Here is an 18,747-nt window from a genome sequence, read left to right on the forward strand (position 1 = left end):
CAACAAGATGGACAAACACCACTTCAGCCCGCCGCTCAACTTCAACCGCTGGATCGAGGAGCACGCGCACCTGCTCAAACCGCCCGTGGGCAACCAGCAGGTGTGGCAGGACGCCGACTTCATGGTCACCGTGGTCGGTGGCCCGAACCAGCGCACCGACTTCCACGACGACCCGGTGGAGGAGTTCTTCTACCAGTTCAAGGGCAACGCCTACCTGAACATCTGGGACCGTGGCCGCTACGAGCGCATCGACCTGCGCGAGGGCGACATCTACCTGATGGCGCCCCATGTCATCCACTCCCCGCAACGCCCCGAGCCCGGCAGCCTGTGCCTGGTGATCGAGCGCCAGCGCCCCGCCGGCCTGTTCGATGCCCTGCAGTGGAGCTGCGCCCATTGCGGCACGGTGATCAAGCGCTACGAGATGCAGCTGCAGAGCATCGTCAACGACCTGCCCCCGGTGTACGAGCAGTTCTACGCCACCCGCGACGCCGAGCGCCGTTGCAGCGAATGCGGCGAGATCCACCCCGGCCGTGACTGGCAGACCTGGCACCGGACCCTGGAGGCGGCAGCCCAAGCATGAAAATCGATATCCACTCGCACTTCTTCCCCACCATCACCCGGGAGGAAGCCGCACGGCTCAACCCCGAGCGCGCGCCCTGGCTGCACAGCGATGGCCGCAGCGGCCAGATCATGGTCGGCGACAAGCCCTTCCGTCCGGTGCACGACGTGCTCTGGGACCCGGTCCGGCGCATCGAGCACCTCGACGAGCAGGGCCTGGACATCCAGATCATGTGCGCCACCCCGGTGATGTTCGCCTACGACGCGCCCATCGAACGCGCCCTGCCCTGGGCCCAGCTGATGAACGACCGCGCCCTGGAGATGACCGCCCGCGCCCCGGACCGCCTCAAGGTGCTGGCCCAGGTGCCCCTGCAGGACATAGACGCCGCCTGCCGCGAGGCCAGCCGCGCCAAGGCCGCCGGCCACGTCGGCGTGCAGATCGGCAACCACGTGGGCAACCACGACCTGGACCACGACAACCTGGTGACCTTCCTCAGCCACTGCGCCAACGACGGCATCCCGGTGCTGGTGCACCCCTGGGACATGATGGGCGGCGAGCGCATGCGCAAATGGATGCTGCCCTGGCTGGTGGCGATGCCGGCGGAAACCCAGCTGGGCATCCTCTCGCTGATCCTCTCCGGTGCCTTCGAGCGCATCCCCGAGTCGCTGCGCATCTGCTTCGCCCATGGCGGCGGCGGTTTCGCCTTCCTCCTCGGCCGCGTCGACAACGCCTGGCGCCACCGCGACATCGTCCGCGAGGACTGCCCGCAACTGCCCTCGAGCTACGTGAAGCGCTTCTTCGTCGACTCCGCCGTGTTCGACCCCCGCGCCCTGCAGTTGCTGGTGGACGTGATGGGCCCGGACCGGGTGATGCTCGGCTCCGACTCGCCCTTCCCCCTGGGCGAACAGCGCATCGGCTCCGGCGTGCTCGAACACCCGCGCCTGGACGATGCCGACAAGGCGCGCATCTGCGCCGGCAACGCCCGGGAGTTCTTCGGCATCTGATCCACCCCTTCATCACGCCTCCTTCTCAGGCCCTGGCCCGCACTGTCGGACCGGGGCTTTTTTGTGAGCGTGGTTTCCGTAGGGCGGGTGAAACCCGCGAGGGCCTGCACCACAATGTCGGGTTGCACCCGACCTACCGGCCGCACGGCCCCTGTAGCGTCGAATTCATTGGCCAAGCAGGCCGCAGGGCTGCCATCACGGTGCTCCCAGCAGCATCGTTTGGTGGATGAAAAGAGCGTCATCCACCCTACATCCCGGTCAACTCCGAGGCTGGGTTGAGCGCCGCGAAACCCATCACCGCCATGCCCCAACTCCGGCCCGTCGGCCMGGCCTCGCGTAGGGTGGATGACGCTTCACCCATCCACCAATCGGCGTGACCGGCGCGCACCGGACGTGCCCCATGCRCCGCCYACGTCGGGTTGCACCCGACCTACCGGMCACGCGGTCCCNGTAGGGGCGAATTCATTCGCCAAGCAGRCCGCAGGGCTGCCAACGCARTGTGCTTTCCNGGCGACAYCGYYTGGTGGATGAAAAGAGCGTCATCCACCCTACATCCCGGTCAACCCCGAGGATGGGTTGAGCGCCGCGAAACCCATCACCGCCGAATCACGGGCAATAAAAAACCCGCGGCAGCGTCCTGTCGCGGGTGGGAGTGTGGCGGGATGGGGCTAGAACTTGAAGCGCACGCCGAGCTGCATGCCTTCGGGGTTTTCGTCGGAAAGCGGGCTTTCCAGGTTCCAGCTGATGGGGTAACGCACATCCGAATCACGTTTGTGGTGGATGTAGGCGTAGACGCCGTAGAGGTCGATGTTCTCGTCGTAGTTGTAGATGTAGCCGAGGTTGATGCCGGCGGCGTCGCTGAGGGCTTCGTCCTTGCGGTCGTCCTTGTAGATCAGGCTGACGGCGACGTTGTGCTTGTTGCCGAAGTTGTGCCGCAGGCCCAGCTGCAGGTCGCTGCCGTTGGATTCGAAATCCACCCAGGGCGCATAGGCGTAGTAGCCGGTGTAGCGGTGGTAGACGGCGGTCAGGTCGGTCTTGCCCATGCTGTACACCGCCGTCAGGTAGAGGTCGGTGGCGTACTCCATGGTGTCCTTGTCCCAGAGGTTGCGCTGGTACTTGCGGTCCAGGGCGCCGGAGAAGTACCAGGGGCTGTCGGCCCAGTAGTCCAGCGCCACGCTGTAGACGCGGCCGTCGCGGCTGCCGTCCTTCTCGCCCTGGGTGGCCATGCCGCGGAACTCGAAGCCCTCGATGCGCGGGCTGATGTACATCAGCGAGCGGTCTTCACGCCAGGGCGCATAGAACACGCTGACGTTGTTGATCAGGCTGTATTCGTTGCCGAACAGCGGGTCGGCGTAGCCGTAGGCGTTGGCCGAGGGCGTGTCCTGGCGCCCGGCACTGAGGGTGCCCCAGCGCTTGGAAATGATCTGGGCATAGGCTTCGCGCTTGCCCATATCGTCATCGGAATGGGGGTTGTACATCGCCTCGTAGACGCCCTTCACCGAGAGGTCGTCGGTGAGCGCCTGGTCCGCCTTGAACTGGATGCGGTTGGCGCTGAGACCGGCACCGGTGACCCGCTCCACGGTGTCCCCCCCTGACGTGGCCACCTCGTAGGTGACGTCGATGATCCCGGATATCTCGATTCCCGCGAAGGCGTGCCCGCTCACAAGCGGAAGTGCGAGTAGAAGTTTGCGCATGGGTTGCTCCGATCGAACAGGGTGAGCACGCGGCGGCCATCTCCCCGCCGCCGCGCGCTCTATTTTTCTTATTGGGTTTTGTTGTTATGGAGCCGCAGGGTCAGTCCCGGGACGGCCAGGGCTTCTTCGGTGCATCGAAGCTCGGCGTGCCCAGCAACGGCGTCGACAGTGCGTAGAAGCCGTGGTTGGTGAAGACCCAGATCAGGTTGCGGTCGTACTCGGTGTAGGCGCTGTGGGTCAGGTTGCCGACGGCGTAGCTGGCCACGTTCTTGGTGTCGAAGGGCGGCACGAAGTAGGCGCCGATGGTGGGCTTGGCCGGGTCACGCACGTCGAACACCTGCACGCCGGCGTTGTAGAAGGCGTACGGCAGGATGCCCTCGCGGGAGACGCCGGGTTGGGTGTAGTAGCCGGTGCGCTTGGGCCCGAAGCTGCCCTTGCGCTGGCAGAAGTCGGTGAAGGCGGCATCGGCCGGCGGCGTCGGGCGCGGCAGCACGTGCTGGATGGCGGGCTTGGCCGGGTTGCTCACGTCCACCGCGTAGATGTCCTTGTAGGCCTCGTAGCAGTCCTCGGACAGCGGGTAGCCGCTGAAGTACACCAGCCCGGTCTTCTCCACCTGGGAGACGTCGATGTTGTCGCCTTCGGTGCCGGCCACGCTGACCGGGAAGTCCACGTGCCCCACCACCTTCATCGCCTTCGAATCGGTGATATCGACCACGTACAGGCCCATGCCGCCCATGGCCGCGTAGCCGTACTTGCCGCCCTGCTCCACCGGTTTGGGGATGAACAGCGACATGCGCGCGCCCATCCAGGAGGCGCGGTTGCCGGCGCGCGGGTTGGCCTTGAACACGGCTTCGTGCTCGGGGTCGCCGACGATCTGGCCGGGCACGGTGAGCACGTCCAGCAGCTTGGGATCGGCCGGGTTTGACATGTCCCAGGACTGGTAGCCGGCGTTGTACAGGTCGTTGGGGTATTCGGTGAGGGCGTACTTGTCGCTGGGCGCGGCGGCCACGTACATCACATCGCCGCCGAAGTAGGCCGGGATGTCACGCACGCCGGAGCCTTCCTGCTCGCCGATGGGCGCGTTGGGGTGCTCGATGTCGGTGGTACGGGTGGCGATCAGCTTCCAGTCCGCCGGCAGCGGGCCGTTCATCTCGTAGACCTTGAAGCCCTTGAGGTGCTTGGACTTGCGGATGGCCTCGACCTTGTCCGGCTCGCGGTACTTGTCTTCCAGCACGCCGAAGCGACGCACCTCGAAGGACTGCACCATGATGTTCTTGCCCAGCTTCTTGTTCCACTGGATGGAGGCCGCGCCGAACATGTCGTCCGCCGGGTAGGGGTTCTGCTCCTCGCCCGGGCCGTTCGGGCCCCAGGTCTCGCCACGGGTGAGCAGCAGCTTCACGTCCTTGGGATGGGTGATGTCGAAGATCTTCAGGCTGCGGCGCACGTACTGGTACAGGTAACGCTTGCCGTCGAAGTCGACGATGTTCTGCCAGGTGTGGAAGGGCTCGACCACGATGGGGTAGTAGGCCTCGACCTTCATGTTCTTGATGTAGGTCTTGCTGTCCCAGTAGTCGAGCTGGCCAGCGAAGGGCTGGCCGCCGTGGGAGAAGGGCGTGGCCGCCGGGTGGGTGAAGACGCCGGTCTTCTTGTCCAGGCCGTAGCTGCCCGGCGCCGGTTCCGGCGGGGTCCTGTCCGGCGAGAGCTCGGTCTGCCGCTTCACGAAGGGGTCGACGATGTTGATCGGGCCGTGTTCCTCGGCGCGGGCATAACCGCCCAGCAACATGCCGAGGATCACGGATGCCGCGACGCCGGTCTGGATGAACGGAACGCGAGCCTTGGAAGGGAGCAGCCTTGTTTTCATTATTCACTCCGTCAGTTGTGCCCGATTGGGCAGTGCTTGCCATTGCAGAAATCGGTGTGGGTGAAGCCCCCGGCCAGGCGTGCTGGCCGGTCAGAACAGGTCGATGGGGTAGTCGGTGATCAGGCGGAAGTCGTCGAGGTCGCCCGAGCCCTGGTCGCGGTCGGCGCGGTGCCAGGCCTGGCGGGCGCGCAGGCTCAGGCCCTTGGCCGGCCCGGCCTGCACCACGTAGCGCAGTTCCAGGTTGGTTTCGCGGTGCTCGCCATCGGCGCCGTAGCGCCCGGCGTAGGGGCTGCCAGCGGGAATCTGGCTGCCGTCGATGCCCCAGCCGCGCACGTGGCGGGCCATCAGCGACAGGCCGGGCACGCCGTAGCGCTCCAGCGCCAGGTCGTAGCGCAGCTGCCAGGAGCGCTCATTGGGGCCGTTGAAGTCGGCGAACTGGGCGGCGTTGGGCAGGTAGATGGAGGCGCCCTGGTCCCGCCCGTTGCGGCCATTGCGGTCGTTGTCGCCCACACCCAGGTAGTCGAACGGCGTATCACCGCCCACCCGTTGCAGCCCCAGCAGCCAGCGGTGCGCGCCGCTGCGCAGCCAGGTGGCGGCGCCCAGGGTGGTGTTGTCGATCTCGCCGGCCCGCGCCTGGCCACTGTCGGTGGTGCGGTAGAGGGTCAGCGTCAGGCCCAGCTCGCGGTCACCGGGCAGTGCGTGGCGGCCGTCGAGGCTGGCGTAGTACTGGTCCCAGATGTCCTTGAAGCGCGCGCCATAGAGGCTCACGTCCAGGCCGGGGGCGACCCGGTAGCGGCCACCCAGGTAATCGGCGCGCGGGGTGGTGACGCCCGCCATCACCGCCCAGAGGTCGCCGTCGCCGTTGGTGGTCACCGGGCTGGTGGACGAGGTGAAATGCCCGGCCTGCAGGTCGAGCCCGTCGATCTCCTGGCTGACCAGGGCAATGCCGGTGGCGGTCTGCGGCACGATGCGGAAGTGGCTGACGCCGAACACCGGGGTGTCGGGGCGCTGCTCGCCGAGCTTGAGCACACTGCGCGAGTAACGCAGCTTGAGGGCGGCGCCGGTCTTGGCGTACTCGTCGGCGGGCTGGCCGTCGTCGTGCACCGGGAGGTTGCCGGTGCCGGTCTTGTTGGCCGGGGCATCGAGCTTCAGCCCGAGGTAGGCGAAGCCGTCGAGGCCGACACCGACGGTGCCTTCGGTGAAGCCGGAGGCGTACTGGGCGACGAAGCCCTGGGTCCAGTCGCGGGCGTCGCGGCGGCCGTTCTCCTTGCTGCGGTTGAAGTAGGAGTTGCGCAGCAACAGGGTCGCCTGGCTGCCGGCAACGAAGCCCGGCGCCGGCTCGTTCGCCGCAAGGGCGAGCGGGCAGGCACAGGCGGCCAGCAGGAATGCCGGGAGGGTTCTGCGCAACATGGTTCGAGCCTCGTGAATTCTTGTTGTTCTTCGCGGCACGCCCTATCCCGGGGCGCGCGCAGGCACCGGCCCACGGCGGGTGGGCGCTGTTGCCATCAGGGGGTGCGGGCCGTCCCTGGCCCGGGGATCAACGCTGGATCGGCAGCGGCTTGGGCGCGTCGCCTTCGAGCGGCGCCCGTTGCCGGAAGCGCAGGGCGTAGATCAGCAGGATCACCGCGAGGAACGGCAGGCCGCACAGCAGGGTGGGTGCGAACTCCTCGGTGAACAGCGTGGTGACCATCAGCGCCAGCATCAGCAGCAGGCCGGCGAGGCTGGTCCAGGGGTAGCCCCAGAGCTTGAACGCCAGGGGCTGGCCGCCCTGGCGGCGACGGAAGAACAGGTGGGTGAGGAAGATGCCCGCCCAGGTGAACATCGCGCCGAACATGGCGATCGACATCATCAGGGTGAAGGCCTTCTCCGGGTACGCCAGGTACAGAAGGGTGGCCAGGGCGATGCCAACCGAAGACAGCAGCAGCGCCGGCAGCGGTACGCCCTTGCCGCTCAGGGTGCCGAACACCTTGGGCGCCTGGCCGGCCCGGGACAGGCTGAACATCAGGCGGGTGGTGATGTACAGCTGGCTGTTCATCGCCGACAGCGCCGCGATCAGGATCACCGCGTTGAACACCGCGCCCGCATAGGGCACACCGGTGGCTTCCATCACCGTGACGAAGGGGCTCTGGCCGCCGTTGTTCTGGCCCCAAGGCACGATGGCCAGGACCAGGGCGATGGTCAGCAGGTAGAACACCACCAGGCGTACCACGGTGATGCGGAAGGCACGGGTCACCGCGCTTTGCGGGTCCTTCGCCTCACCGGCGGCGACAGCGATCATCTCGATGCTGAGGTAGCTGAAGAAGGCCACGATCACCGCCACCCAGGTGCCCCACAAGCCGTTGGGGAAGAAGCCCCGGTCGTTGCTGTAGTTGGCGAAGCCGATGGCGGAATCCGCCGGCGCGCCGTAGACCACCCAGGCGCCGAGCAGGATGAACACCACGATGGCGCACAGCTTGAGCAGCGAGAACACGTACTCGATGGCGCCGAACACCTTGACGCTGAAGGCGTTGGCCAGGATCAGCGCCACCGAGAAGGCCACCATCCAGTAGCCGCCCGGCACCTCGGGGTACCAGTACTTCATGTACATGGCCGCAGCGGTGATCTCGGTGCCCACCGCAAACACGATGGACGACCAGTAGGCGTAGCGGATGGCGAAGCCGAAGCCGGGTGACACGTAGAACTCGGCGAAGGAACCGAACGAGCCCGAGGTCGGGTGGCGCACGGTCATTTCCGCCAGGCAGCCCATCAGCAGCAGGGCGATCAGCGCGCCGATGCCGTAGCTGACCAGCACGCTGGGCCCGGCGAAGCCGATGGCGAAACCACTGCCGAGGAACAGGCCGGTGCCGATGGCGCCACCGATGGCGATCATCGACAGCTGCCCGCTGGTGAGGCTCTGCTTGAGGCCTTTTTCCCGGTCTACCAATTGTTCGAATGAGCTTGTTGTTTTTGTCATCGCATTCTTGCTCCAGGGTTTGGCGGGGGGCTCAGGTCACCGATTTACGGGCCAGGAACTCCGGGCGGTCCCATTCTTTTCGTTCGAGGATTTCACGCAGTGCCGCCACGCATTCCCAGACGTCCTGGTAGCGCGTGTAGAGGGGGGTGAAGCCGAAGCGCAGGATGTCCGGCGCGCGGAAGTCGCCGACGATGCCGCGGGCGATCAGCGCCTGCATCACCGGGTAGGCGTCGGCGTGGGCCAGGGACACCTGGCTGCCGCGCTGCTCGGCGTCGCGCGGGGTGCGCAACTCGATGCCCAGGCCTTGCAGCTCCTGGTCGCAGAGCTGGATGAACAGGTCGCACAGGGCCACGCTCTTGGTGCGCAGGGCCTGCATGTCGACGTCTTCGAACACCTCCAGCGCCGCCTCCAGGGCCAGCACGCCGAGCTGCGGGGCGGTGCCCACCAGCATGCGGTCGATGGTGGCGTGGGGCGCGTAGTCGTGGCTGAAGTCGAAGGGCTTGGCGTGCCCGTGCCAGCCGGTCAGCGGCTGGCGCACCTGGGCGATATGGCGCTCGGCGACGAACACGAAGGCCGGCGCGCCGGGGCCGCCATTGAGGTACTTGTAGCCGCAGCCCACGGCGAAGTCGGCGTTGGCGCCGTTCAGCTCGATGGGCATGGCGCCGGCGGAGTGGCACAGGTCCCACACCACCAGGGCGCCGACTTCATGGGCGCGGGCGGTGATGGCGGCCATGTCGTAGCGGCGGCCGGATTTGAAGTTCACGTGGGTCAGGGACAGGATCGCCACGCTCTCGTCGAGGGCGTCGAGCACCGCGTCCGGCTCCACGCAGCGCAGCTCGCAGCCGGTCAGCTCGGCCACGCCATCGGCGATGTAGACGTCGGTGGGGAAGTTGCCGCGCTCGGCCAGGATCACCTTGCGCGAGGGCTGCATGCGGGTGGCGGCGACCAGCACCTTGAACAGGTTGATGGAGGTGGAGTCGGCCACTATCACTTCGTGGGCCTGGGCGCCGATCAGGCGGGCGATCTTGCCGCCGGTGCGCTGCGGGGCCGGGTACCAGTCGGCGTCGTTCCAGGAGCGGATCAGGCCATGGGCCCATTCCTTGCGCATCACCCTGTCGATGCGCGCCGGGACGTGGGCCGGCATCGCGCCGAGGGAGTTGCCGTCGAGGTAGATCTCGTTGGGCGGCAGGTCGAAACGGGCGCGGAATTGACCCATTCCGTCCTCGTTGTCGAGGCGCACGAAATCATCGCGGGTGAGAGGGGCGCTGCTGGACATGGCGATTCCTTGACTGCTTTGTTCTTATCGGTTGCACAGGTTCCCGGCTCGGGTCCGGGGCACCTGTTCGCATTAGGGTGAGCGGATGCTACCCCTCAGTCGCCATTACCTGAAAATAGAAATGCCCGAAGCAACTATTCCGAGCCGTTATAGCCAGTCGCGGCGACTGTGCCGGCGGTAAACACCGCCCACTGCACCTGTTCAACGCCCGCCCGGGCAGATAGCGTTACAGCAGTCGCCTCACTGCCCTGGGGAACTCATGGATTCGGAGTCGCTGCACATCCTGCTGGTGGTCACGGCCGCCGTCGGGGTCCACCTCGCCGTGCGCTGGTACCTCATCCACGGGCTCGCGCCCGACGAGGAGCCCGACGACAAGGACGACTGGCTGGCCTGACGCCGCCGTCTGCACCGCCTTTTACCCCGGCAACTGGCGCTGTTTTCCAGGACCGTGCACCTTTCATAGTGACGCTCCCTCGACTCGTCACTCGGAAAGCGTCGCCATGCTGCGCGGGATGTTCCTGCTGTTGTCGTTCCTGCTCCTGGGCTCGGCCCTCAACCACTTCCTCCTCCCGCTGCTGCCGGGGCCGGTGCTCGGCCTGCTCCTGCTGCTGGCTTTTCTCGTGCTACGCGGCGGGGTGCCGGCGACGCTGGGGGATGCCAGCGGCCAGTTGCTGAAATACCTGCCCCTGCTGCTGGTGCCGCCGGCGGTGGGGATCATGCTGCACGTGGAAACCATCGGCCGGGACTTCTGGGCCATCGCCGCCGCGCTGCTGGGCTCCCTTCTGGTGGGCATCCCGCTCACCGGCTGGCTGATGCAGGTGCTGATCCGCCGCAGCCGCCCGGAGCACCGCCCATGAGCGCCCCGCTGCTGCCCGGCGTCAGCGACCACCCGCTGTTCCACCTCGCCCTGACCCTGGGCGCCTACCAGCTGGCGCTGCTGCTGTTCGAGAAGACCCGCTCGGTGCTGGCGCAACCGGTGCTGGTGGGCACCCTGCTGGTGGTCGCCGCCCTGCTCGCCTGCGGCATCGACTACGCCACCTACCGCAGCGCCTCGAGCATGCTCTGGCTGCTGCTGGGCCCGGCCACCGTCGCCCTGGCGGTGCCGCTGTACCTGAACCTGCCACGCATCCGCCAGCTGTTCTGGCCGGTGCTCATCGCCCTGGCCGTGGGCGGCACGGTGACCCTGGCGCTCACCCTGCTGCTGGCCCACCTGCTGGGTGCCGGCCACCCCATGCTGATGACCCTGGCACCGAAATCGGTGACCTCGCCCATCGCCATATTGGTGGCCGAGCAACTGGGCGGCAGCGCCTCGCTGGCGGCGGTGTTCGTGATGATCACCGGCGTGCTCGGCGCCGCCCTCGGCCCGGCCCTGTTGCGCATGGCACGGGTCACCCACCCCGCCGCGCGCGGCCTCGCCCTGGGCCTCACCGCCCACGCCGTCGGCACCGCCCAGGCGCTGCAGGAAAACAGCGAGACCGGCGCCTTCGCCGCCCTGGCCATGAGCCTGGCAGGCGTGGCGACGGCGGTGCTGTTGCCGGTGATGCTGGGGTGAGGTGCCGGGCAGTGGCTTGCAAAGCGTGACCCAATGGATCACGATTCTTCGCCATGATCAGGAGCTTCAGGCACAAGGGATTACGTCTCTTCTACGAGACGGGCTCGACGAAGGGCATCATCGCGGAGCACGCCAAGCGTCTGTCCCGCGCCCTGTTGATGCTGGAAAACGCCCACGGGCCGGCCGACTTGAATATCCCGGGCTGGCGTTTGCACCCGCTGAAAGGCGACCTGGAGTCCTGGTGGTCGATCAGCATCAGCGGCAACTGGCGCGTGATCTTCCGTTTCATCGACAACGACGTCGAACTGCTCGATTACCTGGACTACCACTGAGGAGGCCGACATGACCCAGCACAACCCTCCCCACCCGGGCGAAATCCTCCTCGAGGATGTGCTGCCCACGCTGGGCATCAGCATCGCGGAGATGGCTCGGCGCCTGAGCATCGCCCGCGAAACCCTGTCGCGGATCATGCACGGCCACGCGCCGATCAGCCCGGACCTGGCGGTACGGCTCGAACGCGCCGGCATCAGCACCGCGCGCATGTGGCTGGCCATGCAGGGCAGCTACGACCTCTGGCAGGCCGAACAACGCGAGCAGCCACCCATCGAGCGCTTCGCCGAAATCGCCTGAGCACGACAAGGCCGGCAGGGTTGAACCCCACCGGCCTGGATCACTGGACGTGAAGAGCGACGCGCCGGATCAGTTCGGCGTGGCGATCATCTGCTGCTTGCGCGCCGAGTCCTTCTGCTGGCGGTAGGCCTTGGCAGCGACCGGAATGGGGCCGCTCTTGCCGGTTTCCACCCAGCGGCGCATGCGCGTGGCGTCGGCGAAGTGGGTGTACTTGCCGAAGGCGTCTAGCAGCACCATGGCCACCTGCTGGTTGCCCATGCGGGTGCGCATCACCAGGCAGTGGCCGGCCTCGTCGGTGAAGCCGGTCTTGGTCAGCTCGATGTTCCAGTCAGCCTTGCGGGTGAGGTGGTTGGTGTTGCTGAAGCCCAGGCTGTAGCGCGGCTTGACGAAGGTGATGGTCTTTTCCTTGGTGGTGCTGAGCTCGCTGAGCAGCGGGTACTTGTTGCTCGCCACCAGCAGCTGCACCAGGTCATGGGCGGTGGAGACGTTGTTCAGCGACAGGCCGGTGGGCTCGACGAAGCGGGTGTGCTTCATGCCCAGGGCACGGGCCTTGGCGTTCATCGCGGCGATGAAGGCCGGGTAGCCGCCCGGGTAGTGGTGGGCCAGGGTCGCGGCGGCGCGGTTCTCGGACGACATCAGCGCCATCAGCAGCATGTCGTGGCGGGTGGCCTGGCTGCCCAGGCGCACGCGCGAGTACACGCCCTTCATTTCCTTGGTCTGGCTGATGTCGATGGCGATGACTTCGCTCATCGACTGCTTGGCTTCGAGCACCACCAGGGCGGTCATCAGCTTGGTGACCGAGGCGATGGGCACCACCAGGTCGGGGTTGTTGGAATAGATGATCTTGTTGGTCTTCAGGTCCAGCAGCATGGCGCTGCCGGAGGCGAGTTGCAGTTGCGCCGGGTCGCGCAGGGGCGCGGGGGTCTGGGCGTTGGCAGGGCTGGCCAGCGCGAGGCTGGTGCAGAGGAACAGGGCCTTGAAGAGCGAGGTTCGGATTTTCACGTGACGGGCTACCAGATACAGATTGGGATGAAGATCGCCGTTGCGAACGGGTCGACATTATAGAGAACAAAAAGCCCGTGGATTCAGCCCCCGTCGGTCGCCAACAGGCTTTTTTTCGCAGCACGTTCGCAGCGGGAGAGCCAAGCGAAGCGGAAGATCGGCGCAGAGGTGCCATCGGGAAAAACCGATCGCGAATGAATGTGCTCCCACGGGAGAGGCGACAATCCACAGGCAGGTTCATGACCGCTGCGTAGGGTGGATGGCGCTTTATTCATCCACCAGCGATGCCCGGCATGACCTCGATTGGTGGACCGATGAAGCGTGGTCCACCCTACGCTGCGGGTACATCCGCGATAGGCCGGCGGCCTGGCATCGCGAATGAATTCGCTCCCACAGAAACAACGACGGATCACTCGCGGCGGTAATACTGCGTGGTGCCCTGCCCCGGTACCCGCTCGATGATCAGGCCGTTGGGGTATTCGGTGGTCTGGCGGATGCCGCCGCGCTGCTGGATATCCTGGGTGCTGTAGTCGGAGCTGCTGCGCGTGGAGTTGATGTCGCTGGGCACGCGCTGCCCGCCGTACACGTCGTAGCGCTGGCTACTTTCGTAGGTGTCGACGCTGCCGCTGGCGCCGGGGCTGACGTAGGTCTTGGGGATGACGCGGATGGTCTGCTGCCCGTTCGGTTCGGCGGCCAGGGCGGGAATAGCGCCGCTCGCCACCAGGGCCAGCAGCGCACAACGGAAGAGCTTCATGGCCGTACCTCGCTGAGGGTTGTGTGCCGATGATACGTCCGTTGGGCAACCGCCCCATGGCCGGGTTCGGCGCATGGGGCGGGTTTCTGATCAGTGGTGGGAAAAGGGCGGTGGTCGGAGCACCGCCCGCCCCGGGCTGAAGCCCGGGCTACGTGGGCAGCACGCCGCGCTGGCGGGAGAGGGTCAGGGCCAGGTCTTCGATCATGTCTTCCTGCCCGCCCACGGTGCCGCGCCGGCCCAGTTCCACCAGCAACTCGCGGGCCTGGACGCCGTACTTCTGCTCGGCGCGCTTGGCGAACAGCAGGAACGAGCTGTACACGCCGGCATAGCCCAGGGTCAGCGCGTCGCGGTCGACGCGGATGGGCTGGTCCATCATCGGCACCACCAGGTCCTCGGCCACGTCCATGATGCGGTAGAGGTCGATGCCGCTGTTCACCCCCATGCGCTCCAGCACCGCGACGAACACCTCCAGCGGCGTGTTGCCCGCCCCGGCGCCGAGCCCGGCCACCGAACCGTCGATGCGTGCCGCGCCGGCCTCGATGGCGGCCAGGGAGTTGGCGATGGCCATGCCCATGTTGTGGTGGCCGTGGAAGCCCACCTCGGTGCCCGCCTCCAGCCCCGCGCGCAGCACGCCGATCTTCTCGCTCACCTCGTCGGGCAGCATGTAGCCGGCCGAGTCGGTGCAATAGATGCAGTTGGCGCCGTAGCTCTCCATCAGCCGCGCCTGCTCCAGCAGTTTCTCGGCGCTGACCATGTGCGCCATCATCAGGAAGCCCACGGTGTCCAGGCCCATCTTCGCGGCCATGCCGATGTGCTGGCCGGAAACGTCCGCCTCGGTGCAGTGGGTGGCCACGCGAATGGTGGAAACGCCGCAGCCGTGGGCCATCTTCAGGTGCTCCACCGTGCCGATGCCCGGCAGCAGCAGGGCGGACACCTTGGCCTGCTTGAGCCTGGGGATCACCGCATCGAAGTACGCCTCGTCCGAATGGGCCGGGAAGCCGTAGTTCAGCGAGCTGCCGCCCAGGCCGTCGCCGTGGGTGATCTCGATCAGCGGCACCCCGGCGGCGTCGAGCCCCGTGGCCACGGCGATCATCTCGTCCAGGCTGATCTGGTGGCGCTTGGCGTGCATGCCGTCGCGCAGGCTCATGTCGTGCAGGCGCACGTGCTTACCTTGCAGGTTCATGGGGTTCTCCAATCAGCGGGCGGGTAGTTTCAGAGCGCCCTTGTGGGCCTCTTCGGCGAACATCTCGGCGGTGCGCAGGCCAGCGGCGGTCATGATGTCCAGGTTGCCGGCGGACTTGGGCAGGAAGTCGCCCAGCCCCTCCACCTCGATGAACACCGAGACCTTGCGCCCATCGAACACCGGGCCGTTGATCAGCTTGTAGCCCGGTACGTAGCGCTGCACCTCGCGCACCATCTCCAGCACCGAGGCGCGGATCGCCGCCTGGTCCGGCTCGCCCTCGGTGAGGCAATGGATGGTGTCGCGCATCATCAGCGGCGGCTCGGCCGGGTTGATGACGATGATCGCCTTGCCGCGCCTGGCGCCGCCGATCTTCTCCACCGCGCCGGCGGTGGTGCGGGTGAATTCATCGATGTTCTGCCGGGTGCCCGGCCCCACCGAACCGGACGACACGGTGGCGACGATCTCGCCGTACTCCACCGGCTGCACCCGCGACACCGCCGCCACCATGGGGATGGTGGCCTGGCCACCGCAGGTGACCATGTTGACGTTCATCGCCAGCGTCGCCGCGTGCTCGCGCAGGTTCACCGGCGGCACGCAGAAGGGGCCGATGGCCGCCGGCGTGAGGTCGACCATGATCACCCCCAGCTCATTGAGCTTGCGGCTGTTCTCCGCGTGCACATAGGCGGAGGTGGCGTCGAAGGCGATGCGGATGTCGTCGTCCAGCACATGCGGCAGCAGGCCGTCGACGCCCTCGGCGGTGGTCTTCAGGCCGAATTCGGCGGCGCGCTTCAAGCCCTCGGAGGTCGGGTCGACGCCCACCATCCACACCGGCTCGATCCATTCCGAGCGGCGCATCTTGATCAGCAGGTCGGTGCCGATATTGCCCGGCCCGATGATGGCCGCCTTGAGTTTCCTGTTCATGTTCGTGCCCCGGTCAGTCGCGGAAGGACACCTGGGCGCTGCCCAGGCCGTCGATGGTCAGTGAGAAGTCGTCGCCGGCGCGGGCCGGCTCCAGCGGCACCAGCGAGCCGGAGAGGATGATCTCGCCCGCCTTGAAGGGAATGCCCAGCGCGCCCAGGGTGTTGGCCAGCCAGGCCACCGCCGTCAGCGGGTTGCCCTGCACCGCCGAGCCCAGGCCCTCGCTGATGCGCGTGCCGTTCTTGAACACCTGCATGCGCAGGTTGGGCAGGTCCAGCTCGCGCGGGTCCACCTGCTCGCGGCCGAGCACGAACACCCCGCAGGAGGCGTTGTCGGCCACCGTGTCCTGGATGCGGATCTTCCAGTCGTAGATGCGCGAGTCGACGATCTCGAAGCAGGGCATCACGTACGCGGTGGCCTCCAGCACGTCCTGCTCGGTGACGCCCGGCCCCTGCAGGTCGTGCTTGAGGCGGAAGGCGATCTCGCCCTCGGCGCGCGGCTGGATCAGGCGGTTGGCGGAGAGGGAAATCTGCGCGCCGTCCTCGAACGCCATGTCGCGGGTGATGAAGCCGAAGTCCGGCTGGTGCACATCGAGCATGCGCTGCACCGCCACCGAGGTGACGCCGATCTTCTTGCCCACCACCACATCCCCCGCCGCCACGCGCCGCTCCATGGCGTAGAGGGACACGCGGTAGGCGTCGTCGAGGGTGATCTCGGGCCAGCGGGTGGTCAGCGGCTCCAGGGTGCGACCGCCGATCAGCGCCTGGTACAGCGCCTCGCCATGCAGGCGATGCAGCACCTCGTTCATGGCCGGCCCTCCGCGAGGAAGTCCAGGCAGGTGCGGTTGAACAGCTCGCGGTGCTCCACCATCACCCAGTGCCCGCACTCGCTGAGCAGCACGAAACGGATGTCGCGGCAGCGCTCCATCAGCGTCTGCGCACCGGATACCGGGCAGAATTTGTCGTTCATGCCCCAGAAACCGAGGATCGGGCAGGCCAGCTCGGCCAGGCGCTCGGTGAGGTTGGGCACCTGCATGCTGCCGAGTACGCAGCGCGGTTGCTGCTGCACCACGGCCACGCGCTCGTTGACGGTTTCATCGGTGATCAGCGCCGGGTCGAACAGCTGCAGGCCCAGCAGGCGGCGCATGCCGGCGGCGTCGTTGAGCTCGCCATTGGCGAAGGCCGCGCCCATCTTCTGGATGCCCTCCATCTGCAGGTAGTACTGCTCCTTTTCCATCAGCCCGCCGGGCGCCATCAGCACCAGGCGGCTAACGCGCTTGGGCTCGTTCAGCGCCAGCTGGATGGCGATGGCCCCGCCCAGGGAGTTGCCCACCAGCACGCAGCGCTGGATATCCAGGGCATCCAGCAGGCCGCTCAGGGCGGCGACGAAGAAGTCCAGGCTGTAGACGGTTTCCGGCTTGTCGGAGGCGCCATAGCCGGGCAGGTCCGGCACGATCGAGCGGTAGCCGGCCTCGGTGAACACCGGGTGGTTCTGCTTGAAGTTGCTGTGGCCGCTGGCCCCCGGGCCGCTGCCGTGGATGAACACCACCGGCTCACCCTCGCCGATGTCCAGGTAGTGCAGTCGCAGGCCATCCGGCAGCGTGACGAAACGCCCTTGCGGTAGCGCGCCCATGGAGCTCTCCTCGGTTGGTTGTCGTAGCCGGATTATTCGGCCCACCCCGCTGGGCAACATCGTCCGAGAGGACTAGCAGCGCCCCGGCACTCCCCCTTCCCACAACAACCTACAGCCACACCGAGATACCACCGGGATGTAGGGTGGATGACGCTCTTTTCATCCACCATCGGAGTCCCACACCGCGACTATCCACATGCCCTGGCACATCGATGTAGGGGCGAATTCATTCGCCAAGCAGACCGCAGGTCTGCCCAACGAACCTCACCGGGGGCGGCTTCGCCACCCTTGGGCGAATGAATTCGCCCCTACAGGTCCATCGCGCACCTAGTCCCCTCGGACGTCGGCAGCGGGGCGGGCAAGCCCTAGCCTGCACGCATCTATAAATGAAGAGGATGCGGCAATGGGCGATGCACTGGATTTCACCGGCAAGGTGGTGCTGGTAACGGGCGGCGGCAAGGGCGTGGGGCGGGGCATCAGCCTGCGCTTTCTGCAGCAGGGCGGCGAGGTGGTGATCTGCGGGCGCCAGGCGCCGGATGAGCTGCCCAGCCACGCAGGGCGCAGCGCCCACTTCATCCCCTGCGATGTGCGCGACATCGAACAATTACAGGCGTTGGTGAACGGCATCGAAGCACGCTTCGGCCGGCTGGACGTGCTGATCAACAACGCCGGCGGCGCGCCCCATGCCGAGGCGGCCACGGCCTCGCCGCGCTTCTCGGAATCCATCCTGCGCCTCAACCTGCTGGCCCCGCTCAACCTCTGCCAGCTGGCCAACGGAGTGATGCAAGGGCAGACCGAAGGCGGCGTCATCATCAACATCTGCAGCGTCAGCGCCACCCGCCCCTCCCCCGGCACCGCCGCCTATGGCGCGGCCAAGGCCGGGCTGCTCAACCTCACCCGCTCCCTGGCGGTGGAATGGGCGCCCAAGGTGCGGGTCAACGCGGTGACCGCCGGGCTCATCCTCACCGAGCAGGCCGAGCTGCATTACGGCGATGCCGCAGGCGTCGCGCGGGTGGCGGCGGGCATTCCCCTGCAACGCATGGCCACGCCGGAGGACATAGGCGATGCCTGCCTCTACCTCGCGTCAGCGCTTTCCAGCTACGTGAGCGGCGCGGATATCTGCGTGCATGGCGGCGGGGAGAAACCGGCATTCCTCAGTGCCGCCGGCGTGAATCCGTAGGTGCCAGGCTCCGGAAACACCGTTCCGACTTGAAGCGCCTTGATGGGTTTCGCTGCGCTCTACCCATCCTACGAACGCGTGTCCGTGGCATGGGTCGAGCGGCGTTACGCGAGGTACGAAACCCATCAATCCCGAGCCGCAGACTCCGGGCTCATGACGGGTCCCGGGGCACCAGGTTGGCCTCGCCCCAATAGGCCTTCATGGAGCGGATCAGGCCGTCGTCGTCGAACTCCATCACGTCGATCACCTGGATCGAACAGGGCGCGCCGTTCCAGTCGACGTCGACGCAGAAGGGCACCGCCCCGCTGCCGGCGTGGCTGGCGGACACCGGGCCGGTCTGCCGGGCGCGGGCGTTGGCGCGGCCCAGGCCCTCGCGGTAGAACTGCGCAATGGCCTCGCGCCCACGGTGCAGCGGGCTGCCCACCGGGTCTTCCACCGTGGCCTCGGCTGAATAAAGCGCGACGATGCCGTCGATATCGCAGGCGTCCACCAGTTCGATGTAACGCGCCATGGTCTGCTGGATCTGTTGCGGGCTGATCATAGAAAGCT

The 18,747-nt window shown here is 67.0% G+C and carries 20 protein-coding genes; 8 read left to right on the forward strand and 12 right to left on the reverse strand.

Going from position 1 to position 18,747, the window contains the following annotated elements:
- Nucleotides 1–7 precede the first annotated feature (7 nt).
- Together RTW82_RS21245 and RTW82_RS21250 are read left to right on the forward strand one after the other, a co-directional pair.
- Entirely contained in the window at nucleotides 8–580 is a 573-nt protein-coding gene (locus RTW82_RS21245) for a 3-hydroxyanthranilate 3,4-dioxygenase (RefSeq protein WP_316926384.1), read from the forward strand.
- Entirely contained in the window at nucleotides 577–1,563 is a 987-nt protein-coding gene (locus tag RTW82_RS21250) for an amidohydrolase family protein (protein WP_184491926.1), read from the forward strand. Before RTW82_RS21245 ends, RTW82_RS21250 begins: the two co-directional genes overlap by 4 nt.
- A gap of 668 nt (nucleotides 1,564–2,231) precedes the next feature.
- On the opposite strand, the gene RTW82_RS21255 is transcribed toward RTW82_RS21250, so the two are convergent.
- The 5 genes from RTW82_RS21255 to kynU all read right to left on the reverse strand — a co-directional run bounded on the left by RTW82_RS21255 (nucleotide 2,232) and on the right by kynU (nucleotide 9,347).
- On the reverse strand, nucleotides 2,232–3,257 hold the full coding sequence (locus RTW82_RS21255; RefSeq protein ID WP_021218026.1) for a porin: 1,026 nt from the start codon (nucleotides 3,255–3,257) through the stop codon (nucleotides 2,232–2,234).
- 100 nt (nucleotides 3,258–3,357) lie between these two features.
- The gene (locus RTW82_RS21260) at nucleotides 3,358–5,118 is read right to left on the reverse strand and encodes a hypothetical protein (RefSeq protein WP_021218027.1); all 1,761 of its coding nucleotides are present in this window, start codon (nucleotides 5,116–5,118) and stop codon (nucleotides 3,358–3,360) included.
- 90 nt (nucleotides 5,119–5,208) lie between these two features.
- Nucleotides 5,209–6,528, reverse strand: a complete 1,320-nt coding sequence (locus RTW82_RS21265) for an OprD family porin (protein WP_316926385.1) — start codon at nucleotides 6,526–6,528, stop codon at nucleotides 5,209–5,211.
- A gap of 127 nt (nucleotides 6,529–6,655) precedes the next feature.
- Nucleotides 6,656–8,071, reverse strand: coding sequence for an amino acid permease (locus RTW82_RS21270; protein WP_031287232.1), 1,416 nt, complete (start codon nucleotides 8,069–8,071; stop codon nucleotides 6,656–6,658).
- Between the two features lie 31 nt (nucleotides 8,072–8,102).
- The gene (gene kynU / locus RTW82_RS21275) at nucleotides 8,103–9,347 is read right to left on the reverse strand and encodes a kynureninase (RefSeq protein WP_316926386.1); all 1,245 of its coding nucleotides are present in this window, start codon (nucleotides 9,345–9,347) and stop codon (nucleotides 8,103–8,105) included.
- Between the two features lie 259 nt (nucleotides 9,348–9,606).
- On the opposite strand from kynU, the gene RTW82_RS21280 reads away from it, so the two are divergent.
- The 5 genes from RTW82_RS21280 (at nucleotide 9,607) to RTW82_RS21300 (ending at nucleotide 11,529) form a co-directional block, all read left to right on the forward strand.
- Entirely contained in the window at nucleotides 9,607–9,741 is a 135-nt protein-coding gene (locus RTW82_RS21280; RefSeq protein WP_271660225.1) for a hypothetical protein, read from the forward strand.
- A gap of 106 nt (nucleotides 9,742–9,847) precedes the next feature.
- The gene (locus RTW82_RS21285; RefSeq protein ID WP_316926387.1) at nucleotides 9,848–10,204 is read left to right on the forward strand and encodes a CidA/LrgA family protein; all 357 of its coding nucleotides are present in this window, start codon (nucleotides 9,848–9,850) and stop codon (nucleotides 10,202–10,204) included.
- Nucleotides 10,201–10,899, forward strand: coding sequence for an LrgB family protein (locus RTW82_RS21290; RefSeq protein ID WP_316926388.1), 699 nt, complete (start codon nucleotides 10,201–10,203; stop codon nucleotides 10,897–10,899). Before RTW82_RS21285 ends, RTW82_RS21290 begins: the two co-directional genes overlap by 4 nt.
- A gap of 53 nt (nucleotides 10,900–10,952) precedes the next feature.
- The gene (locus RTW82_RS21295; protein WP_043242561.1) at nucleotides 10,953–11,231 is read left to right on the forward strand and encodes a type II toxin-antitoxin system RelE/ParE family toxin; all 279 of its coding nucleotides are present in this window, start codon (nucleotides 10,953–10,955) and stop codon (nucleotides 11,229–11,231) included.
- Nucleotides 11,232–11,241: 10 nt separating this feature from the next.
- A complete protein-coding gene (locus RTW82_RS21300) occupies nucleotides 11,242–11,529 on the forward strand; it encodes a HigA family addiction module antitoxin (RefSeq protein ID WP_043242556.1) in 288 nt (95 codons plus the stop codon).
- 69 nt (nucleotides 11,530–11,598) lie between these two features.
- On the opposite strand, the gene pbpG is transcribed toward RTW82_RS21300, so the two are convergent.
- The 6 genes from pbpG to RTW82_RS21330 form a co-directional block, all read right to left on the reverse strand.
- The gene (gene pbpG / locus RTW82_RS21305) at nucleotides 11,599–12,531 is read right to left on the reverse strand and encodes a D-alanyl-D-alanine endopeptidase (RefSeq protein ID WP_263401281.1); all 933 of its coding nucleotides are present in this window, start codon (nucleotides 12,529–12,531) and stop codon (nucleotides 11,599–11,601) included.
- A 409-nt stretch (nucleotides 12,532–12,940) separates the two neighbouring features.
- Entirely contained in the window at nucleotides 12,941–13,285 is a 345-nt protein-coding gene (locus tag RTW82_RS21310; RefSeq protein ID WP_316926389.1) for a hypothetical protein, read from the reverse strand.
- 148 nt (nucleotides 13,286–13,433) lie between these two features.
- Nucleotides 13,434–14,468 (reverse strand): 4-hydroxy-2-oxovalerate aldolase, encoded by a 1,035-nt coding sequence (dmpG, locus tag RTW82_RS21315; protein ID WP_316926390.1) that lies wholly within the window; start codon nucleotides 14,466–14,468, stop codon nucleotides 13,434–13,436.
- Between the two features lie 12 nt (nucleotides 14,469–14,480).
- Nucleotides 14,481–15,389, reverse strand: a complete 909-nt coding sequence (locus RTW82_RS21320) for an acetaldehyde dehydrogenase (acetylating) (RefSeq protein ID WP_316926391.1) — start codon at nucleotides 15,387–15,389, stop codon at nucleotides 14,481–14,483.
- Between the two features lie 13 nt (nucleotides 15,390–15,402).
- Complete coding sequence (locus RTW82_RS21325; protein WP_316926392.1) at nucleotides 15,403–16,194, reverse strand: fumarylacetoacetate hydrolase family protein; 792 nt, start codon at nucleotides 16,192–16,194, stop codon at nucleotides 15,403–15,405.
- Nucleotides 16,191–17,018: an alpha/beta fold hydrolase gene (locus tag RTW82_RS21330; RefSeq protein WP_316926393.1), complete on the reverse strand. Its 828-nt coding sequence runs from the start codon at nucleotides 17,016–17,018 to the stop codon at nucleotides 16,191–16,193. Before RTW82_RS21330 ends, RTW82_RS21325 begins: the two co-directional genes overlap by 4 nt.
- A gap of 403 nt (nucleotides 17,019–17,421) precedes the next feature.
- Between RTW82_RS21330 and RTW82_RS21335 the strand changes: the two genes are divergently transcribed.
- Nucleotides 17,422–18,198 carry an SDR family oxidoreductase gene (locus RTW82_RS21335; RefSeq protein WP_316926394.1) on the forward strand — a complete coding sequence of 259 codons (777 nt, stop codon included), beginning with the start codon at nucleotides 17,422–17,424 and terminating at the stop codon, nucleotides 18,196–18,198.
- A 151-nt stretch (nucleotides 18,199–18,349) separates the two neighbouring features.
- Here the strand turns inward: RTW82_RS21335 and RTW82_RS21340 are convergent, their stop codons facing one another.
- Nucleotides 18,350–18,739 (reverse strand): nuclear transport factor 2 family protein, encoded by a 390-nt coding sequence (locus RTW82_RS21340; RefSeq protein ID WP_316926395.1) that lies wholly within the window; start codon nucleotides 18,737–18,739, stop codon nucleotides 18,350–18,352.
- Nucleotides 18,740–18,747: the final 8 nt, after the last annotated feature.

Origin of the sequence: Pseudomonas sp. zfem005 (assembly GCF_032621735.1) — a bacterium.
GTDB lineage: Bacteria > Pseudomonadota > Gammaproteobacteria > Pseudomonadales > Pseudomonadaceae > Metapseudomonas > Metapseudomonas solani.